Origin of the sequence: Streptomyces seoulensis (genome assembly GCF_022846655.1) — a bacterium.
Classification (GTDB): domain Bacteria; phylum Actinomycetota; class Actinomycetes; order Streptomycetales; family Streptomycetaceae; genus Streptomyces.
Genome location: NZ_AP025667.1, coordinates 2,609,357 through 2,624,199 on the forward strand (window position 1 = coordinate 2,609,357; position 14,843 = coordinate 2,624,199).

The 14,843-nt window shown below is 74.2% G+C and carries 11 protein-coding genes; all 11 read right to left on the minus strand.

Features of this window, described 5'->3' with window-relative positions; all coding sequences use genetic code 11:
* Positions 1–44 precede the first annotated feature (44 nt).
* Positions 45–1,865 carry a VgrG-related protein gene (locus tag HEK131_RS12185; protein ID WP_244334865.1) on the minus strand — a complete coding sequence of 607 codons (1,821 nt, stop codon included), beginning with the start codon at positions 1,863–1,865 and terminating at the stop codon, positions 45–47.
* The gene (locus tag HEK131_RS12190; RefSeq protein ID WP_244334868.1) at positions 1,862–2,584 is read right to left on the minus strand and encodes a LysM peptidoglycan-binding domain-containing protein; all 723 of its coding nucleotides are present in this window, start codon (positions 2,582–2,584) and stop codon (positions 1,862–1,864) included. Before HEK131_RS12190 ends, HEK131_RS12185 begins: the two co-directional genes overlap by 4 nt.
* An 81-nt stretch (positions 2,585–2,665) precedes the next feature.
* Positions 2,666–3,091: a phage tail protein gene (locus tag HEK131_RS12195; RefSeq protein WP_031181814.1), complete on the minus strand. Its 426-nt coding sequence runs from the start codon at positions 3,089–3,091 to the stop codon at positions 2,666–2,668.
* Positions 3,092–3,136: 45 nt separating this feature from the next.
* A complete protein-coding gene (locus tag HEK131_RS12200) occupies positions 3,137–4,531 on the minus strand; it encodes a hypothetical protein (protein WP_244334871.1) in 1,395 nt (464 codons plus the stop codon).
* 1,465 nt (positions 4,532–5,996) lie between these two features.
* Positions 5,997–6,155, minus strand: coding sequence for a DUF6760 family protein (locus HEK131_RS12205; protein WP_217463937.1), 159 nt, complete (start codon positions 6,153–6,155; stop codon positions 5,997–5,999).
* On the minus strand, positions 6,152–6,649 hold the full coding sequence (locus HEK131_RS12210; protein ID WP_217463938.1) for a zinc-ribbon domain-containing protein: 498 nt from the start codon (positions 6,647–6,649) through the stop codon (positions 6,152–6,154). Before HEK131_RS12210 ends, HEK131_RS12205 begins: the two co-directional genes overlap by 4 nt.
* Positions 6,646–7,086 (minus strand): phage tail protein, encoded by a 441-nt coding sequence (locus HEK131_RS12215; RefSeq protein ID WP_030803419.1) that lies wholly within the window; start codon positions 7,084–7,086, stop codon positions 6,646–6,648. The genes HEK131_RS12210 and HEK131_RS12215 overlap by 4 nt, the downstream gene beginning before the upstream one ends.
* A 48-nt stretch (positions 7,087–7,134) precedes the next feature.
* Positions 7,135–8,691: a phage tail sheath family protein gene (locus HEK131_RS12220; RefSeq protein ID WP_244334873.1), complete on the minus strand. Its 1,557-nt coding sequence runs from the start codon at positions 8,689–8,691 to the stop codon at positions 7,135–7,137.
* 139 nt (positions 8,692–8,830) lie between these two features.
* Positions 8,831–10,879, minus strand: a complete 2,049-nt coding sequence (locus HEK131_RS12225) for an ATP-binding protein (RefSeq protein WP_244334876.1) — start codon at positions 10,877–10,879, stop codon at positions 8,831–8,833.
* Positions 10,876–11,583, minus strand: a complete 708-nt coding sequence (locus HEK131_RS12230; RefSeq protein ID WP_161151147.1) for a DUF4255 domain-containing protein — start codon at positions 11,581–11,583, stop codon at positions 10,876–10,878. The genes HEK131_RS12225 and HEK131_RS12230 overlap by 4 nt, the downstream gene beginning before the upstream one ends.
* Complete coding sequence (locus HEK131_RS12235; RefSeq protein WP_244334879.1) at positions 11,580–14,777, minus strand: hypothetical protein; 3,198 nt, start codon at positions 14,775–14,777, stop codon at positions 11,580–11,582. The genes HEK131_RS12230 and HEK131_RS12235 overlap by 4 nt, the downstream gene beginning before the upstream one ends.
* Between the last annotated feature and the right edge of the window lie 66 nt (positions 14,778–14,843).

Below are 14,843 nucleotides of genomic sequence, written 5' to 3' on the forward strand. Positions count from 1 at the left end.
CGTGAACTCCTCGGTAATCGACAACAACAGGCATGCGGAGCGGCTCAGTTGATCCGGATGAGCTTGGCCTTCAGGACGCCCAGCAGGCCGCCGTCCACCTCGACGGACGAGCGCCCGGACACCGCCACCGCCCGGCCGGACACGGAGACCCGCGACTGGCCTTCGAGCACCACGCGGCGCCCCTTCAGGGTCACTTGGCCCTGCGGCGCGCTCAGGGTGATGTCCTGCTTGTCCATCACCATGGACGTGCCCGCCTGCCCCGGCGACCGGTACACGGTCACCTCGATGCGGTCCTCGCGGTCGTCCATCCGCACCTCCAGGCGCTTGTCCGCCGTGACCAGACGCAGTCCCGACGGACCGGGCCGGGGCGCGTCGAGCAGCTCCAGCCGGTGCCCCGAACGCGACGCGAACGAACGCCGGTTGACCTTCCCGCTCGTCTTGTCGACCAACGGCACGTCATGCTTGGACGGCTTGTCCACCCCGTTGTAGAGCCCGCCGAGGACGTACGGGCTGTCGAGCAGCCCCTGCTCGAACCCGACCAGCACCTCGTCGTTGACCTCGGGGCTGACCACGCCGCCGCCGCCCTTGCCGCCCCACTGCACCGTACGTACCCAGTCCGAGACGTAGGTGTCGTCCAGCCAGGGGAACTTGAGCCGGACCGCACCCTGCTCCGCACCGTTCGGCTCACGCACGTCGGTGACCACGCCGATCGCCAGCCCCGGAATACGCGGACCGCGAGAGCCGCCTCCGGCACCGGTCAGCCCGGTCAGCGAGGGATCAGGGCGGGTGCTGACCCACAGGGTCGTCCGGTACCCGCCGTGCGGCTCCAGGACGTGCTGCACCGCCGTCGCCGTGTACCGCCCCGAGAACGCCGGGCCCACATTGCCCAGCGCGACCGGCTTGCCCGCGTGCAGCGCCGGATTGCCGGTGGTCAGCGCCTCCAGGTCACCGTACGAAGCGCTCACCTGCTCCGCCGTCGCCCGCGCCACCGCCGCCGCCTCGGCCTGCGTGCGGTACGGGGTGTCGGCCACCGTCACCTGGGTCTTCTTCCCGAACCGGTTCACCGACGCCGGATTAAGACCCGGTACGACCGTGCCGCTGGTGATGGACGCCTGCTCGGCCACCACCGCCCGCTTCGTGGTCGCGTCCCAACCGCGCACCTGCACCTTCTGCGCCGCGTCCGCCATCGACAGCGACGCCCGCAGCGCCAGCAGGTTCCGCCCGTACTCCAGCACCAGCGGACTGCGCGTCGCGGGCGTCGACGGAGCGGGCGCGCCGGACGCCTTCACCGGGCGGGTGAACTGCAGGACACCCTTGTCGTCCACCCGGACCTGCGCACCGCACTCGGCCGCCAGATACTGCAGGAAGTCCCAGTCGGAGACGTTCGCCTGCGAAAGCTGCTTGTGCGTGACCGCGGGAGCCTCCACCTTGCCGCAGGCGAGCCCCGCCGAGGTGGCGACCTTGCGGACGATCGCCGCGGTCGTCATGTTCCGGTACGCCACCACCTTCCGGCCGCGCTGCAGCCGGTGCGCCTTGGAGTACGCCCGCACGACGGTGAACGTGCCGGTGCCGTCCCGGTCCAGCTCCAGCGCTGTCACCTCACCGCTGAACAGCGGCTCCCGCGCCTGGCCCTTCACCGTCACCACCGACACGCGCAGCGGCGTGCCGATCGTGACGCCGGTCGCGGCGAGGAACTCGTGCTGCGGATCGCGGTAGGTGAGGACCGCCGTGTCCGGCAGCCCCACGCTCTCCTCGACCACACAGCTCACGAGCTGCGTCGCCCAGGTCTGCGGCAGTTCTCCCGGTGCCTCGACCACCGGATCGGCCGCGAACGACCGGACGTCCCCCGACTCGGCAGCCGTCACAACTCCTCCTCGTACCCGGCGTCCCGCAGTCCGGGCACCACCAGCTCGGTCCCCGGCTCCAGCGCCATCGGGTCGTCTATGCCGTTCGCCTCCGCGATGGCCCGCCAGGCCGTCGCGTCCCCGTACTCCCGCCAGGCGAGCATCGCCAGGCTGTCGCCCGCCACCAGCGTGTGCGTGCTGCGGGCCGTCCGCGCGCCCGAGGTGGGGTTCTGCCCCGGCGGGTCGACGCTCGCCTCCTCGATGGACAGCGAGCAGGTGGCCCGGAGCGGCTTCCCGTCCACGTCGAACAGCGTGTACGACACCGACAGGCTGGACAGCACCCCGTCGAAGGACGTCGTACGCGCCGTGCCCCACTCGAACCGCACCCAGGGACTCGCCGGCTTCTTGCGGCCCAGGCTCGCCTGGGTCGGCACGCACGCCTTCATCAGCTTCTCCACGGCCTGCTCCACGGAGTTGTCGTGGGTGGCCGTGGCGTCCAGGAACACCTCCAGGCTCAGCACCCGCGGACCGCTGCCGACGAACTCCGGCAGCGCCGACTCGCCCGCCATGCGGGCCGGGGTGCGCCGCCACTCGGTGGACTTGCTCAACTCCAGCGTGGAGGGGTTGAACTGCAGGTCGAGCCGCGCGAGCGTCCCGCCGGGCCGGGCGCCGACGGAGGCCGGCGGCTCCTTGAGCGTGAGCTGAGCCCTGGCCCGACTGGCGCGGCCCGATGGGGACATGGGGCGTTCCTTCCTGGGAGACGGGAGACGGGAGACGGGAGACACAGACGGGCCCGAGGGACACGGACTGGCCCGGGGGACCTAGGAGGGGACCAGCCCCTCGTGCGCGATCTCCAGCGTCTCCACCGCCGCCTGCGAGCTGGCCGGGTCGAACGACGGGCCCTGCCAGCGCACCGGCACGATCCCGTACACCTGCCAGCCGATGATCCGGCTCAGGTCGGGCCGCAGCGCCACGATCTCGCCGTCCTTGGGCTCCACCCTGCGCAGCGTCTCGTCCAGCCAGCGGCCGATCTTCGCCGTGTCGGCCGTGACCGGCCGGGTCAGGGTGATGTTCGACCAGGTGACCCGGCCCGGCAACTGCCAGGTGAACCCGTTGTTGCCGCCCTCCGCGTACGTCTCCATCTCGACCTGCGCGCCCATGCCGGAACACGTGTGGAAGGCGCCGAGGTCGTTGCCGCCGATGGCGAGGCGGAAGAACACGCTCGTGGCGAAGATGTTGTCCGTCATGCTGCTCGTGTTCCGTCCGTGGTGCGTTCGGTGGTGGCGTGGGGTTCAGCGACGGCCGTCGAAGGGACGGCCCGTGCGGTCCCTGCCCCGGCGCAGTTCGGAGCGCAGGAGGCGGGAGACGGGGTCCAGCAGGCGGCGGGCCAGGTCGTCGAGGTCGGGGGCGGACTCCGGGGCCGGGGTCTTGGCGCGGCTCGTGGTGGCGGTCCGGGACTGCTCCGGGGGCGGAGAGTCGGCTTTGACCTGACCGGCGGCGGGGGGCGAGGTGGTGCCGTCCGCGTCGCGCTGGATTCGCACGGGGCGCACCAACGGGGGAGCGGGGTTCGGCGGGGTGGCCTCGCGTGCGGGCGCGTTCGCCAGGAACGGCTGCACCGCCGGGGGTTGGGGCGCCGTCACGGGCAGTGGGCGTGCGGCGGGCGCGGTGGGTGCCGGTGCCAACGGGGTCGGGCGGACGGCACGCGCGGGGGCGGGGGCGACCGGCGCCTGGGGGGCGCGCTGGACGGCGGCCGAGGTGGGAGCCCCGGCTGTCTCACGTGTCCAGCGGGGAGCCACGACCGGACGTTCGGCGGCCCTGCGCTGTGCGGGCGCGGCAATGGGGGGTGCCGCCTGAGTGCTCAGGGTGAGGGGGCGTGCGGGGAGGAGGCTCAGGGTGGGTGACGGCGCGGCGGGGGCGGCCTTGCCTGTGACCGTCACCGCCCGCGCCACGACCAGGGGCGTGCCGCCGGGTGCCTGGCGGGCGGGGGCACCTGGGCGTACCGGGGCTGAACCCTGGCCGCTGGCGCCGGGCGCCCGGCGGGTCGGGGTGCCTGGACGCCCCGAGGCCGGAGCTGCCGGGGTGTGGGTGGTGCCGGGTGCGTGGTGGGTGGGCGCGCCTGGACGTGCCGGGGGCAGGGGGGTGGAGCCTTGGGTGGCGCCGGGTGTGTGGTGGGCGGGCGTGCCCGGACGTGCCGGGGTCTGGGGGCTTGCGCCTTGGGTGGTGCCGGGTGCGTGGTGGGCGGGTGTGCCTGGGCGCGCGGTTGTCAGGGGGGCCTGGCCCTGGCCGGTGGCGGACGCCTGGCGGGCCGGCGTGCCCGGACGCACCGGGGGCAGGGGCGACTCGCCCTGGGCCGTGCCGGGTGCGGGGCGGCCGGGGGCCGGGGACACGGGGGTCTGGCGGTCCGGGGAGCCGAGGGTCGGGCGTTCGGGGGTGCGGGGCGCGGCCGGGGGTGCCGGGGCGCGTTGTGCCGTGCGCCCCGTGTCCCCGGGTGCCGGGGAGCGGCGCGCGGGGGAGTCCTGGGGTGCGGTGCGGGGCGTCTCGGACGCGGGAGTGCCGGTACGCGCCACGGTCAGCGGTGCCGAGTGGGCGGGGTCGCCGGTCGGTGCGGAGTCCGGGCTCGTGCGGCGCTGGACGAGGGCGCCGGGCGGGGATGTCGGGGTGGGCGCGTCGGAAGGCGTCCGACCCACGGGCGTGCTGGTGACGTCGGGCTGGGTGGTGCCCAACAACGGCGTTTGAGAGGGCTGTTGAGGCGCTCCCGGTGCGGGGGCGGCGGACCGCGGCACGGGGTTCCGGCCCGACCTCTGCCGGTTGCCTGGCACGTCGGCCGTGGCCGGGAGCGCCGACAGAGGTGCTCCCAGTCCCGTCCTCGTACGCGGGGCCGTCGGCTCGGCAGCTCGGCGGCGGGCGGGCTCGGTGGAGGGCGTGGTCGGTGTGCCACCGGGGGTCGATGAGCGCTCGCTCGTCGCTTCCGGCCGGCTCTGGACCACGGGAAGCGTGGGCCCCGGAGCGCTTCCCTCGACCGCGCCCTGCTTCATCGGCACGGCGGTCGGCGGGAGTTGGGACATAGGTGCGCCCAGCGGAGGGCGGCTCCCCTCGTGTCGCTGGACCGTCGCCTCCTTCGGCCGGGCGGCCTCCGGCTGCCGCTCGGTCTGCGGAGCGGGGGTGGCCGTCACCTTCGGGGCGGCCGTCGGCACAGGATTCACGCGGCGCGTCGGGCCGGCGGGCCGTCGGGCCACGATCAGCGAGCGCCCCACCGGGAGCGGACGCACTGGGGCACTGGTCGTCGCGGGGGTGACAGGTGCCGTCCGGCCGCCGCCCGTGCCGGACGACGCCGGAGCGCTGTCGGCGCGGGGAACGGTGGCTGTACGCGCGGGAGTTGGCCGAGGAGCCGGTACCGCCCCGCCCGTGCGGGGGTCCACCGCCGCGACGCGCCGCACCACCGGGAGCGCCCGCGCGGGTGCTGCCGCCGTGGCCGCACGTTGCACCGTGGGCTCCGGAGTGCCGAGCACGGCCGGAGACGATGTGGGCGTGAGGCCGCGCTGCTCCTCGACAGGGGCCGCAGGCGCCCCCGGTACGTCACGGCTGACCGGACCCTGTCCCGACGAAGCCCGGCGCCGCTGCACCGCGGGCATGCCGACGCGCCCCGCCTCGGCGCCCCCCTCCGGCGCCGAGCCCGAGCCCGCCGTAACCCGCGCGGCCGGACGCTCCGCCTGCCGGGGGCGACCGGTCACGACCCTCTCCAGCCGCTCCCCGCCCGCGGGCGCGACCTCTTCCGGGTCCTCTCGCCGCACGGCACGCAACAGCAGCGGCCCTCCGCCACTGAACGTCTCACCGGAGCCCGAAGCCGTCCGGGCGACCCCCCGCACCAGCCCGGCCGGGGCCGAAGGCAGCACCCCGTGCGCGAGTCCGGTGTCGAACGACGGATCGCGCCAGGCGGCCAGCCCCGCGCGGAAGGCGAGACCGTCACTGACCGCCAACGGGGCGCGGGCCAGAGTCAGTTCCGGCGTGGAAGCCGCACGCCAGCCACCGTCCCAGCCCTCGGGCACGCCGACGCCGGCAGGCGCCCGCTCCACTGGACCGGAGCCGGCGCTGCCGACGTTCTCGACGGTGGACGGCCGGGGCCGACGCACCCTGTCTCGCCATCCCATGCGGTCAACCGCCTTCGTTCACGCGGGTGTTGATGCGGGCGATCTCGCCGACCCACTCCCGGCGCTCGCCATGGGTCAGGTCGAGGATCTCGTCGCGGCTCCAGTGGAAGTGGTAGGCGACGTACGCGATCTCCTCCCGCAGCCGGGGGAGCGCGTACGTCACGATTCCCCCAGGCGCCCACCCGAGAGGTCGACCTCGAAGCCGCCCTCGCAGTGCGGGCAGGTGACCGCCGCACGCGTGTGGCCCTCGCTGTTGACGCGCCGGTAGAAGTCCTGGAGGAACGCGACATCGGTCGCGTACATCCGCTCCACGACCCCCGCGTGCACATCGGTGATCGTGCCGATCCGGGTGATCACCTGGCTGAGCAGCACGACACTGAGGTACGCGGGGTTCTCCTTGACCCGCAGGTCGATCTGCGGGCGCAGCTCGTCGCGGGCCGTGGCCAGGCGCATCGAGCCGTGCCGGTGCACGGTGCCCGCCTCGTCCACGTACCCGCGCGGCAGCTCGAACTCGAACTCCGTGCGCAGCGCGGGCTCCTGGCGCGGCGGCGCCGCGGGCGTGAACGGCTTGGACACCGCCTCCGCCTCGTCCTTCGCGGGAGCCGTCGCCTGGAGGATCTCGTCCAGGTTGCCCGCGGTCACCGTACGGCGCCTCATTCGACGATGATCTCCTCGAACACGATGGTCACGGACTCGGTGGCGGCCGACGACTCGCCTGCCTTGAGGGACGGGCCCTCCCACTTGGACGCCCAGCCCTGCATGAGCTGGATGCGCCGCACGGTCTCACCGGTGGAGTCCTTGATCTCGATGGTGAGGTTCTGCCGCGCCGTGTCCACCGCGCCGTTGTTCAGCGTCTCCTTGATCCAGGAGGTGAACTCGCTGCTCTGGTCGAGCCCACGGGTGATCGTGATCTCGCCTGCCTGGCGGGCGCCCGGCTGCTTGCGGATGATCTGCTTGCCCTCGGAGCTGACCTGCCGGACCTCGACCACCTCCTCCTCGACGCTCAGGCCGCTGATCTCCTGGATGGATTCGACCAGGTAGCCGCCGAGCTGGACGCCGAAGATATGGGTGGAAAGAGCATCGCCCTCAGCCATGACTGTCTGTCACCTTTCTGGGTGGATAAGTGCCGGAAGCGACGGAGGTCACTCGTCGACGAGGCTGGTGCTGTCGGAGAACTGCGCCAGCCGGAACACCACGAACTCGGCCGGCTTGACCGGCGAGACACCGATCTCGCAGACCACGCGTCCCTGGTCGATGGACTCCTGCGGGTTGTTGTCCCGGTCGCACTTGACGTAGAACGCCTCCGCCGCCGTCCGCCCGAACAGCGCGCCCCGGCGCCACTCCTCGGTGAGGAAGGCACTGACGTTGCGCCGGATGCTCGACCACAGCCGGTCGTCGTTCGGCTCGAACACCACCCACTGGGTGCCGAGCAGGATCGACTCCTCCAGGTAGTTGAACAGCCGGCGCACGTTCAGGTAGCGCCACGCCGGGTCGGAGGAGAGGGTGCGCGCACCCCACACCCGCACACCCCGGCCCGGGAAGGTACGGATGCAGTTCACGCCGATCGGGTTGAGCAGGTCCTGCTCGCCCTTGCTCAGCCGCAGCTCCAGGTCGACCGCGCCACGGATCACCTCGTTCGCTGGCGCCTTGTGCACACCGCGCTCGGCGTCGCTGCGCGCCCACAGGCCGGCGACGTGCCCGCTCGGCGGGACGGTGATGTTGCGTCCGGCGGCCGGGTCCAGCACCCGGACCCAGGGGTAGTACAGGGTGGCGTAGCGGGAGTCGTAACCCGCCTCGTCGTTGCGCCAGTTGCGGACCGCCTGCGCGGACAGGCCGGGCGGGGCGTCGAGGACGGCGACGCGGTCGCCCATCTGCTCGCAGTGCGAGATGACCGCGAGCTGCACCGTGCGCAGGCCCTCGGCGTCGATGTCACCACGCTGGTAGGCGCTCATCAGGTCGGGGACGGCGACCATCGTGATCTCGTCCACGCTCTCCAGACCGGCGAAGCCGGTACGGGCGTCCGCGTCGCCGACGTACTCGGCCGGGTCCAGCCGGGCCACCTGGCCGGAGGCGGCGGGCGCGGGGGAGGCCGGGGCGTCCGGCACGGCGATCGTCTGCGTGGCCGGCCGCGTCGCGTTCCCGCCCCGCTGCTCGGTCACCTCGATCAGCTTCGAGGCGCGGGCCTGGGTGGGCAGGTAGCCCTTGACGTTCCGGCGGGTCGAGGCGTCGTAGGTCTCGGCCACCTGTTCGCCCTGGCGGACCAGGACGCGGAAGCGGTCCTCCGGCGGGTTCTCGCCCTCCGGGTCGGCGATCTCGATGGACACGCCGCTCACGCCGGGCTTGGCCGCGATCTGGAAGCCGCCCACCTCGACGGCGAGCGCCGCCTGCTCACGCCGCGCGTCGCCGTTCCCGGCCGGGGCGGAGGAGTCCTTGGCGGAGCCGCCGATCCGCACGATGTAGGCGGAGCCGCCGCCGTTCGCGAAGTAGCCGTAGACGGAGTGCGGCAGGTACGCGCCCTGCACGAAACCGCCGAACAGACGGGTGTACTGGTCCCAGCTCGTCACCAGCGTCGGCTCGTGGAACGGCCCGTCCTCGGCGAAGCCGACGAACGCGGCGACCGCGGTGCCCACACCCTCGATGGGGCGAGCACCGGACTGCACCTCCTCCACGTAAACACCTGGGGTGAGGTACGTCGGCATGCTCGCTCCTTCACGGTCCTGCGGTCCGGGTCCCCTTCACCCTCTCCCGTGGACGCCGCCGCCGGAGGGGACATCGGGCCCTGTCCGGGGGCAGCCGTCCTGCCCGCGCGGGCGTGCGCGCCGCACCGTGCGTGCAGGCTCAGGCGCCCGTGACCTGCGCCAGCCAGGAACCGAACTCCGCCGCGAGGACCAGCCGGCCGAGCTTGCGGTACTCCTGCGCGACCGACTCCACCACCTGCCCCATCGTCAGCTCCTGCCCGGATTCCGCCGCGAGATACGCGGCCGTCACCGCGCAGGACCGGATCGAACCGCCCGCCAGCTCGAACCGGTCGGCACAGAACCTCAGGTCCACGTCGGCGGCGCGCGGCACCCGCTCGCCCAGGCACCGCTCCCACAGCGCCAGGCGCTGCGCCGCGTCGGGCATCGGGAAGTCGGCCACCACGTCGAGCCGCCGGGTGAACGCCTCGTCCAGGTTGGCCCGCAGATTGGTGGTCAGCACGGCGATGCCGTCGAAGGACTCCATGCGCTGGAGCAGGTAGGCCGACTCGATGTTGGCGTGCCGGTCGCGGGCGTCCTTCACCTCGGAGCGCTTGCCGAAGATCGCGTCGGCCTCGTCGAACAGCAGGACCGCGTTGACCGCCGACGCCTCGGTGAAGATCCGCTCCAGGTTCTTCTCGGTCTCCCCGATATACTTGTCGACCACGGTCGACAGGTCCACCACGTACAGATCCATGCCCAGGTCGGTGGCGACCACCTCGGCGGACATCGTCTTGCCGGTGCCGGACTCACCGGCGAACAGCGCGATCACCCCGCGGCCCCGGCCCCCGCCGGGACGCATGCCCCACCGGCCGAGCACCTGGTCGCGGTGGCGGGCACGCACCGAGAGCTCGCGCAGACCCTTCAGGGTCCGCGGCGGCAGCACCAGGTCGTCCCAGCCGACCCCGGGCTCCACCCGGCGGGCCAGCCGGGCCAGACCCGCGCCGTTCTGCGCCCGTACCGCGGTCCGGACGTCCTCCGCGCCCACCGGCCGCCCGGCCAGGGCCGCCGTGCGCACCGCCGCGTCCGCGGCCCGCCTGAGCTGACCCGAGTCGAGCCGGTGCGCGGCCACGGCGCGGGCCGGCTCCTCGCCCGCCGTCCTGTCCGGCGGGGCGCCGGCCGCCTCCAGCGCGAACCGCCACCGCACGGCCTGCTGCTCCGGCGAGGACTTGCCCACCACGAAGGACACCGGCGTACGGACGGCCCACCCCGGGTCCCACCCCTGCGCGCCGTACGTGAACAGCGGGATGCCGGACAGCGCCGCGCACACCGTGCGCAGGACGTCGGTCCGCTCGGACGGCTTGTCGGGAAGGTCGTCCAGCGGGCCGAGCACCACCCCGGCACCGGTCAGGCGTGCCTCGCGGGCGGCGGCCGCGGCCAGCTCCGGCAGCGCACGGGCGTGCCGGGCCAGCGCGGCCGCGTCCAGGACCAGCGGCAGGCGGCCCGCTTCGCGCAGTGCCGCGTCCGCCAGGCCCTCGGGGGCACCGCCGAGTGCCCGCAGGTGCACATGGCCGGTGCCGCTCCGGGCCGCCCCGGCGGCCCGCCGGACCAGTTCGAGGTCGGCCGCCGGGTCGGCCGCGTGCTCCCCGAGCACGGAACCGAGGCGGGCGTCGGGTGCGGTGTCGCCCAGCAGATGCGCGGTCACCCGGTCGGGCACCGCCAGCACCCGCGACAGCGGCGGCCGTTCCGGCTCCTGGACCTCCAGCAGACCGCCCGCGAGCAGCGGCGCGCCGGGGGAGAGGCGGAAGCGGGCCGGGGACAGCCCGTCGTGCCCGCACAGTTCGAGGGCCAGCCCGACCGTGGGCCTGCGCCGGGTGAGGTCGTCGTTCAGATAGCCGTAGAGCTGCTCGAAGCGGGCGTCCAGGTCCGGGGCCAACGCGACCAGCAGCAGGTCCAGATCGAGCGGGGTGAGGTCGAAGTCCCTTGCCAGGCGGCCCAGTGGAGAATCCTGCGCCGCCTGCTCGGGCTCGGCGGGGGACGGTTCGCGGCGGATGTCGAGGAGGCGCTGCGCCGCCTCGGGGGTGAGGTACTGGCCGCGGTAGGGGTCGTCCGGGTCGGGGTCGACGGCCCGCCGCGCGGCGACCGCCTTCTGCACCCGCTCCTCCACGGCGCGCAGCCGCCGCCACAGCTCCGTCTCGACGGTCTGCGTCATGGCTGACGGTCACCCCGCCTGCGTCGCCGGGCGGGCGCGGGCCGCCGCTCGCGGGAGCCGCCGAAGCCCTCCTCGCCGGGGTCGTCGATCTCCGCGTAGCGCAGTCGGCGCGCCGACTCCGGCTCGTCCGGCAGGGACCGGGGCACCGACCGGACGACCACGCCCTCGGTCACCGGCGGTGCGGCGACCCGCACGATACCGGCCAGCGGCGCCCGTACCCGGACCCCGAGCGAGGGCTTCAGCTCGCCGCCGAGCGCGGACCACACGTCGGACGCGGCCGGGGCGTCCAGGCCGGTGCCGCCCCCGTCGATGCCCACGATCAGGCCGAGTTCGGCGAGCGTGCCGGTGAGCAGGTGCGGGGCCAGGGTGTCCGTGGACACCAGGGTGGTCAGCACCTGGGACAGCAGCCGGTGCTCGTCCTGCGGGCGGCTCGCCCACGCGGTGACCAGATACGTCAGCTCGAACCAGCGGGCGGGCGAGCGACGGGCGACGACGAAACCGTCCTCGTCGTAGATCTCGCCCGCGCTGCTGTTGCGCCGGGTGTTGTCCTCCCGGATGTCGTACAGGAACGCGCACACCGTGGGCGCGCTGCGCCGGGCCGCCCAGTCGCTGGTCGGCGCGTCGAAGACCACCTCGACGCCCGACGCGGCCAGCCCGGACTCCTCCAGCAGGCCCCGCAGTGCCTCGTCGACCTCGTGGATCATCGGCGGGTCACCTCGTCGGGCGGCTGCACACTGCCGTTGACGACCAGGAAGTCCGTCTTCACCGGGGAGAAGCCGGGGCCGCTCGCGGTGATGGTGCGCGGACCCGTCTGGTCCTTGGCGAGGATCAGGAGCTGCCCGATGAACGTGCCGTCCGGCAGCGGCACCGTCGGCGCCGCGGCGGCCGTGATGCCGGGCTTCCAGCGGAACCGGACCGGGACGCCGGGCGGGAAGTCCTTGCCGCGCACCGAGGTCACGAAGCCGGGCTTGCCGATCGGCGGCACGGCGACGATCTTCGGCTGGAGGACGCGCAACCGCTGCCGGGCCGAGTTGTCGCCCCGGTCGGCGTCCGTGCCGGTGGTGGTCAGGGTGCCGGTGACCTCGGCGGTCAGCGCCTTCTTGGGGCTGAGCACCACCTGGAGGGTGCTGCGGGCGCCGGGCGCCAGATCGGGCAGCGCGCACAGCCAGTCGGCGTCGCAGCCCGGCGGGGGGCCGTTGTCCGGCACGTTCGCGGGGAGCCCGATGCGCAGCCGGAGCCCGGTGGCCAGGGCGTTGCGGCCGTTGCGGACGGTGTACGTGACGACCACACGGCCGCCGACATAGCCGGGGTTGGGATTCGCGGTGACCGTCACACCCGGGCCGGCCTTCGGCGCCGGGGGCTCCGGAACCGGGGGTGCCGGGGGCGCGGGCGGCACCGGCGGCGTGGTGGGCGGCGTCGGAGTGGGCGGGGTCGGGCTCGGCGTCGGGTCCGGCGGCGCGGGTGCCTCGCGCACCGGCACCACCGTCCGGTCGGCGTTGTCGGTCGGGTCGGGGTCGATCACGGCGCCGGTCACCGACCAGTCGACGGGCTGGTCGCCAGGCGCGACCCCGGTGAGGGTGACGGTCACCGGGACGGTGGCGCCGGGCGGCACCACTCCCAGGTCGCAGGTGAGAGCGCGCGCGTCGCAGTTCCGGCCGGGCGCGGTCAGCCCGGTGACGGTCGCCCCGAGAGGCGGCGCCACGGTGAACCGGGTGCCGGGCGAGGCCGCCGGGCCCTGGTTCACGACGTCGACGCGGACGGTGCCAGTACGGCCGACGGTCACCTGGCCCGAGGTGTCGGGGGCCCGCACCGCCAGGTCCACGGACTGCTGGACCGACGGCTCCTTCTGACGGCCCCCCAGCCCGGTGGTGAGCGGGGTCAGGGCGCCCGACTCCACGTCCACCCGGCTCAGCTTCTCCGGGCTGTTCACCGCGAGTCGGGCGCGCGAGCTGAACACCAGACCCGTGCCGTCGGCCGTCCAGGCGGCGTCACGCGGCTGGTAGGGACCCGTCGCCGTGGCGTCCGGCAGCTCCCGGCCGCAGGCGCCCGGCAGATCGCGGGCGGCGGCGGGCAGCAGCACCCGGCAGTCGTCGCCCGACACCGAGGTGAGCAGGAGTCCGCCCTGCTGGTCGGCGCGGCCGCCGCCCGCCTTGCGGTTGAAGGCGATGGTCAGCCCGTCGGGGGAGAAGGCCGGGCTGTCGTCGATGACGTCGCAGGCACCGGGGCACTCGGCGGCGCTGATGTCGCGCTGCTGGTCGAGCCGGTCCACCGGCACGGTCCAGATGTGCTTGTTGCCGTTGCCGCCGTCGATGATCTGCGTACGGGTGAAGGCGAGCCGGGTGCCGTCCGACGACCAGGTGGGCTGGGCGTCGGTGCCCTGCGTCTGCCCGGCCGGCGGGGTGATCGTGCCCCGGAGCGCGCCGGTGGCCAGGTCGGCGACGAGTACGCGGCTGGGCCCGGCCGCGTCCCCGGTCCCGCCCGGTGAAGTCCGCCGGAAGGCGATGGACTTGCCGTCGGGGGAGATGGTCGGGTCGGTGTCCCAGTCCTTGGGGCCGCGCCCGGCCAGCGGCAGGGCCCGGGGGTTCGAGCCGTCGGCGTCGGCCAGCCAGATCCGCTCGATGCGTCCGGCGTCGGAGTCCTCGAACCGGGTCAGCACGATCCGCCGCCCGTCCGGGGTGTAGTTCTGCCGCTCCGTCCACGGGTCGGACCCGGCGGCGGGCTGGAACAGCGGGTCCTTCGTGGGATCGGTGTTGGTGTCGGCCGCCGGGTCCTCCTTGAGGATGGTCAGGCCCAGGTCGCGCGGGTCCGAGCCGTCCGCACGGGCGTCCTGGAGGGTCACCACGTGCGGTCCCGAGGCGGTGGTGCGGTCCACCACGGCCCCGCCGCCCTGGACCGGTCCGAGCCAGGTGGCCGTCCCGACCTCGCGGTCCTCGTTCAGCACCAGCGAGCGGTTGCCGTCGTCGTCGGAGTGCACGACCGTCTTGAAGACGTGGTCGTAATCGCCCTCGCAGGTGCAGTCGCGGTCCGGGCTGAGGAACAGCAACTGGTTCCCGTCGGGCAACCAGGCTGCCCCATGGGTACGCCAGCCTGCCTCCGTGCTGCCCAGCAGCGGACCGCCGTCACCCGAACTCGCGTAGACGTAGCGCAGCTCGGGGCCGTCGGCGTCGGTCGCGGTGTAGGCGACGATGTCGCGCTTGTCCGGGTTGTCCAGCGGGTTCCACGCCGGCTCGCTCGCCGTGCCGTTCGCCGGATCGGTGACCCGGTTAGCTGTGCCGCCCTGGAGCGGGCGGACATAGATCTGCTGACCCGCGAGCGGATCGGCGTCACTGGAGTACGCGAGCCGCTGCCCGTCCGGAGACACCGTCGGGCACTCCTCGTCGGCCGGGGTGTTCGTCAGCCGGGTCAGACCCGTGCCGTCGGTACGCACCAGCCACAGGTCGCGCTGGGTCGTCCCGCCGGCGCCGCCGGGTTCGGCCGAGTCGAAGACGACCGCCCCGCCGTCCGGCGTCAGCCGCGGATGCGCCGCGTCCCGGCCGCTGGTCAGGCGGCGTACGGAGCCGTCGGCGGCCCGCAGATAGATCTGCGGGTTCCGCTCGTCCCGGCGGCTGGCGAAGACCAACTGATCGCCCAGCGCCGAGGGGTCCACGTCGTAGTGGGTCGCGCCGGCGCCGAACAGCGGGGTGCTGGACGTCGTGGTCGCCACCCGGCCGAGGCTCCGGTGCCGGGTGCCCGCGAAGGCGATCCGGGTCACCGAGCCGTCACCGGCCCGTGGCCGAGCCTTCGCCGTACCGGGACCGGCGGCCGCGGTCACCGCCAGCAGGGGGACCAGCAGCAGCAATGCCAAGCCGATCCGCTCCAGCGGGTACCGCCACCCGCCGGCCTTGTCCGTGCCCGTCACGGGCCCACCTCACCGTCCGCACTCCGCTTCCCACAACCGCCCGCCATCCTGGCGCCGCCGTCCCTG

Bases quoted from the DNA above. Each gene is read 5' to 3' on its own strand.
- HEK131_RS12190 (WP_244334868.1), bottom strand. From the start codon at position 2,584: ATGTCCCCATCGGGCCGCGCCAGTCGGGCCAGGGCTCAGCTCACGCTC.
- HEK131_RS12195 (WP_031181814.1), bottom strand. From the start codon at position 3,091: ATGACGGACAACATCTTCGCCACGAGCGTGTTCTTCCGCCTCGCCATC.
- HEK131_RS12210 (WP_217463938.1), bottom strand. From the start codon at position 6,649: ATGAGGCGCCGTACGGTGACCGCGGGCAACCTGGACGAGATCCTCCAG.
- HEK131_RS12215 (WP_030803419.1), bottom strand. From the start codon at position 7,086: ATGGCTGAGGGCGATGCTCTTTCCACCCATATCTTCGGCGTCCAGCTC.
- HEK131_RS12220 (WP_244334873.1), bottom strand. From the start codon at position 8,691: ATGCCGACGTACCTCACCCCAGGTGTTTACGTGGAGGAGGTGCAGTCC.
- HEK131_RS12225 (WP_244334876.1), bottom strand. From the start codon at position 10,879: ATGACGCAGACCGTCGAGACGGAGCTGTGGCGGCGGCTGCGCGCCGTG.
- HEK131_RS12230 (WP_161151147.1), bottom strand. From the start codon at position 11,583: ATGATCCACGAGGTCGACGAGGCACTGCGGGGCCTGCTGGAGGAGTCC.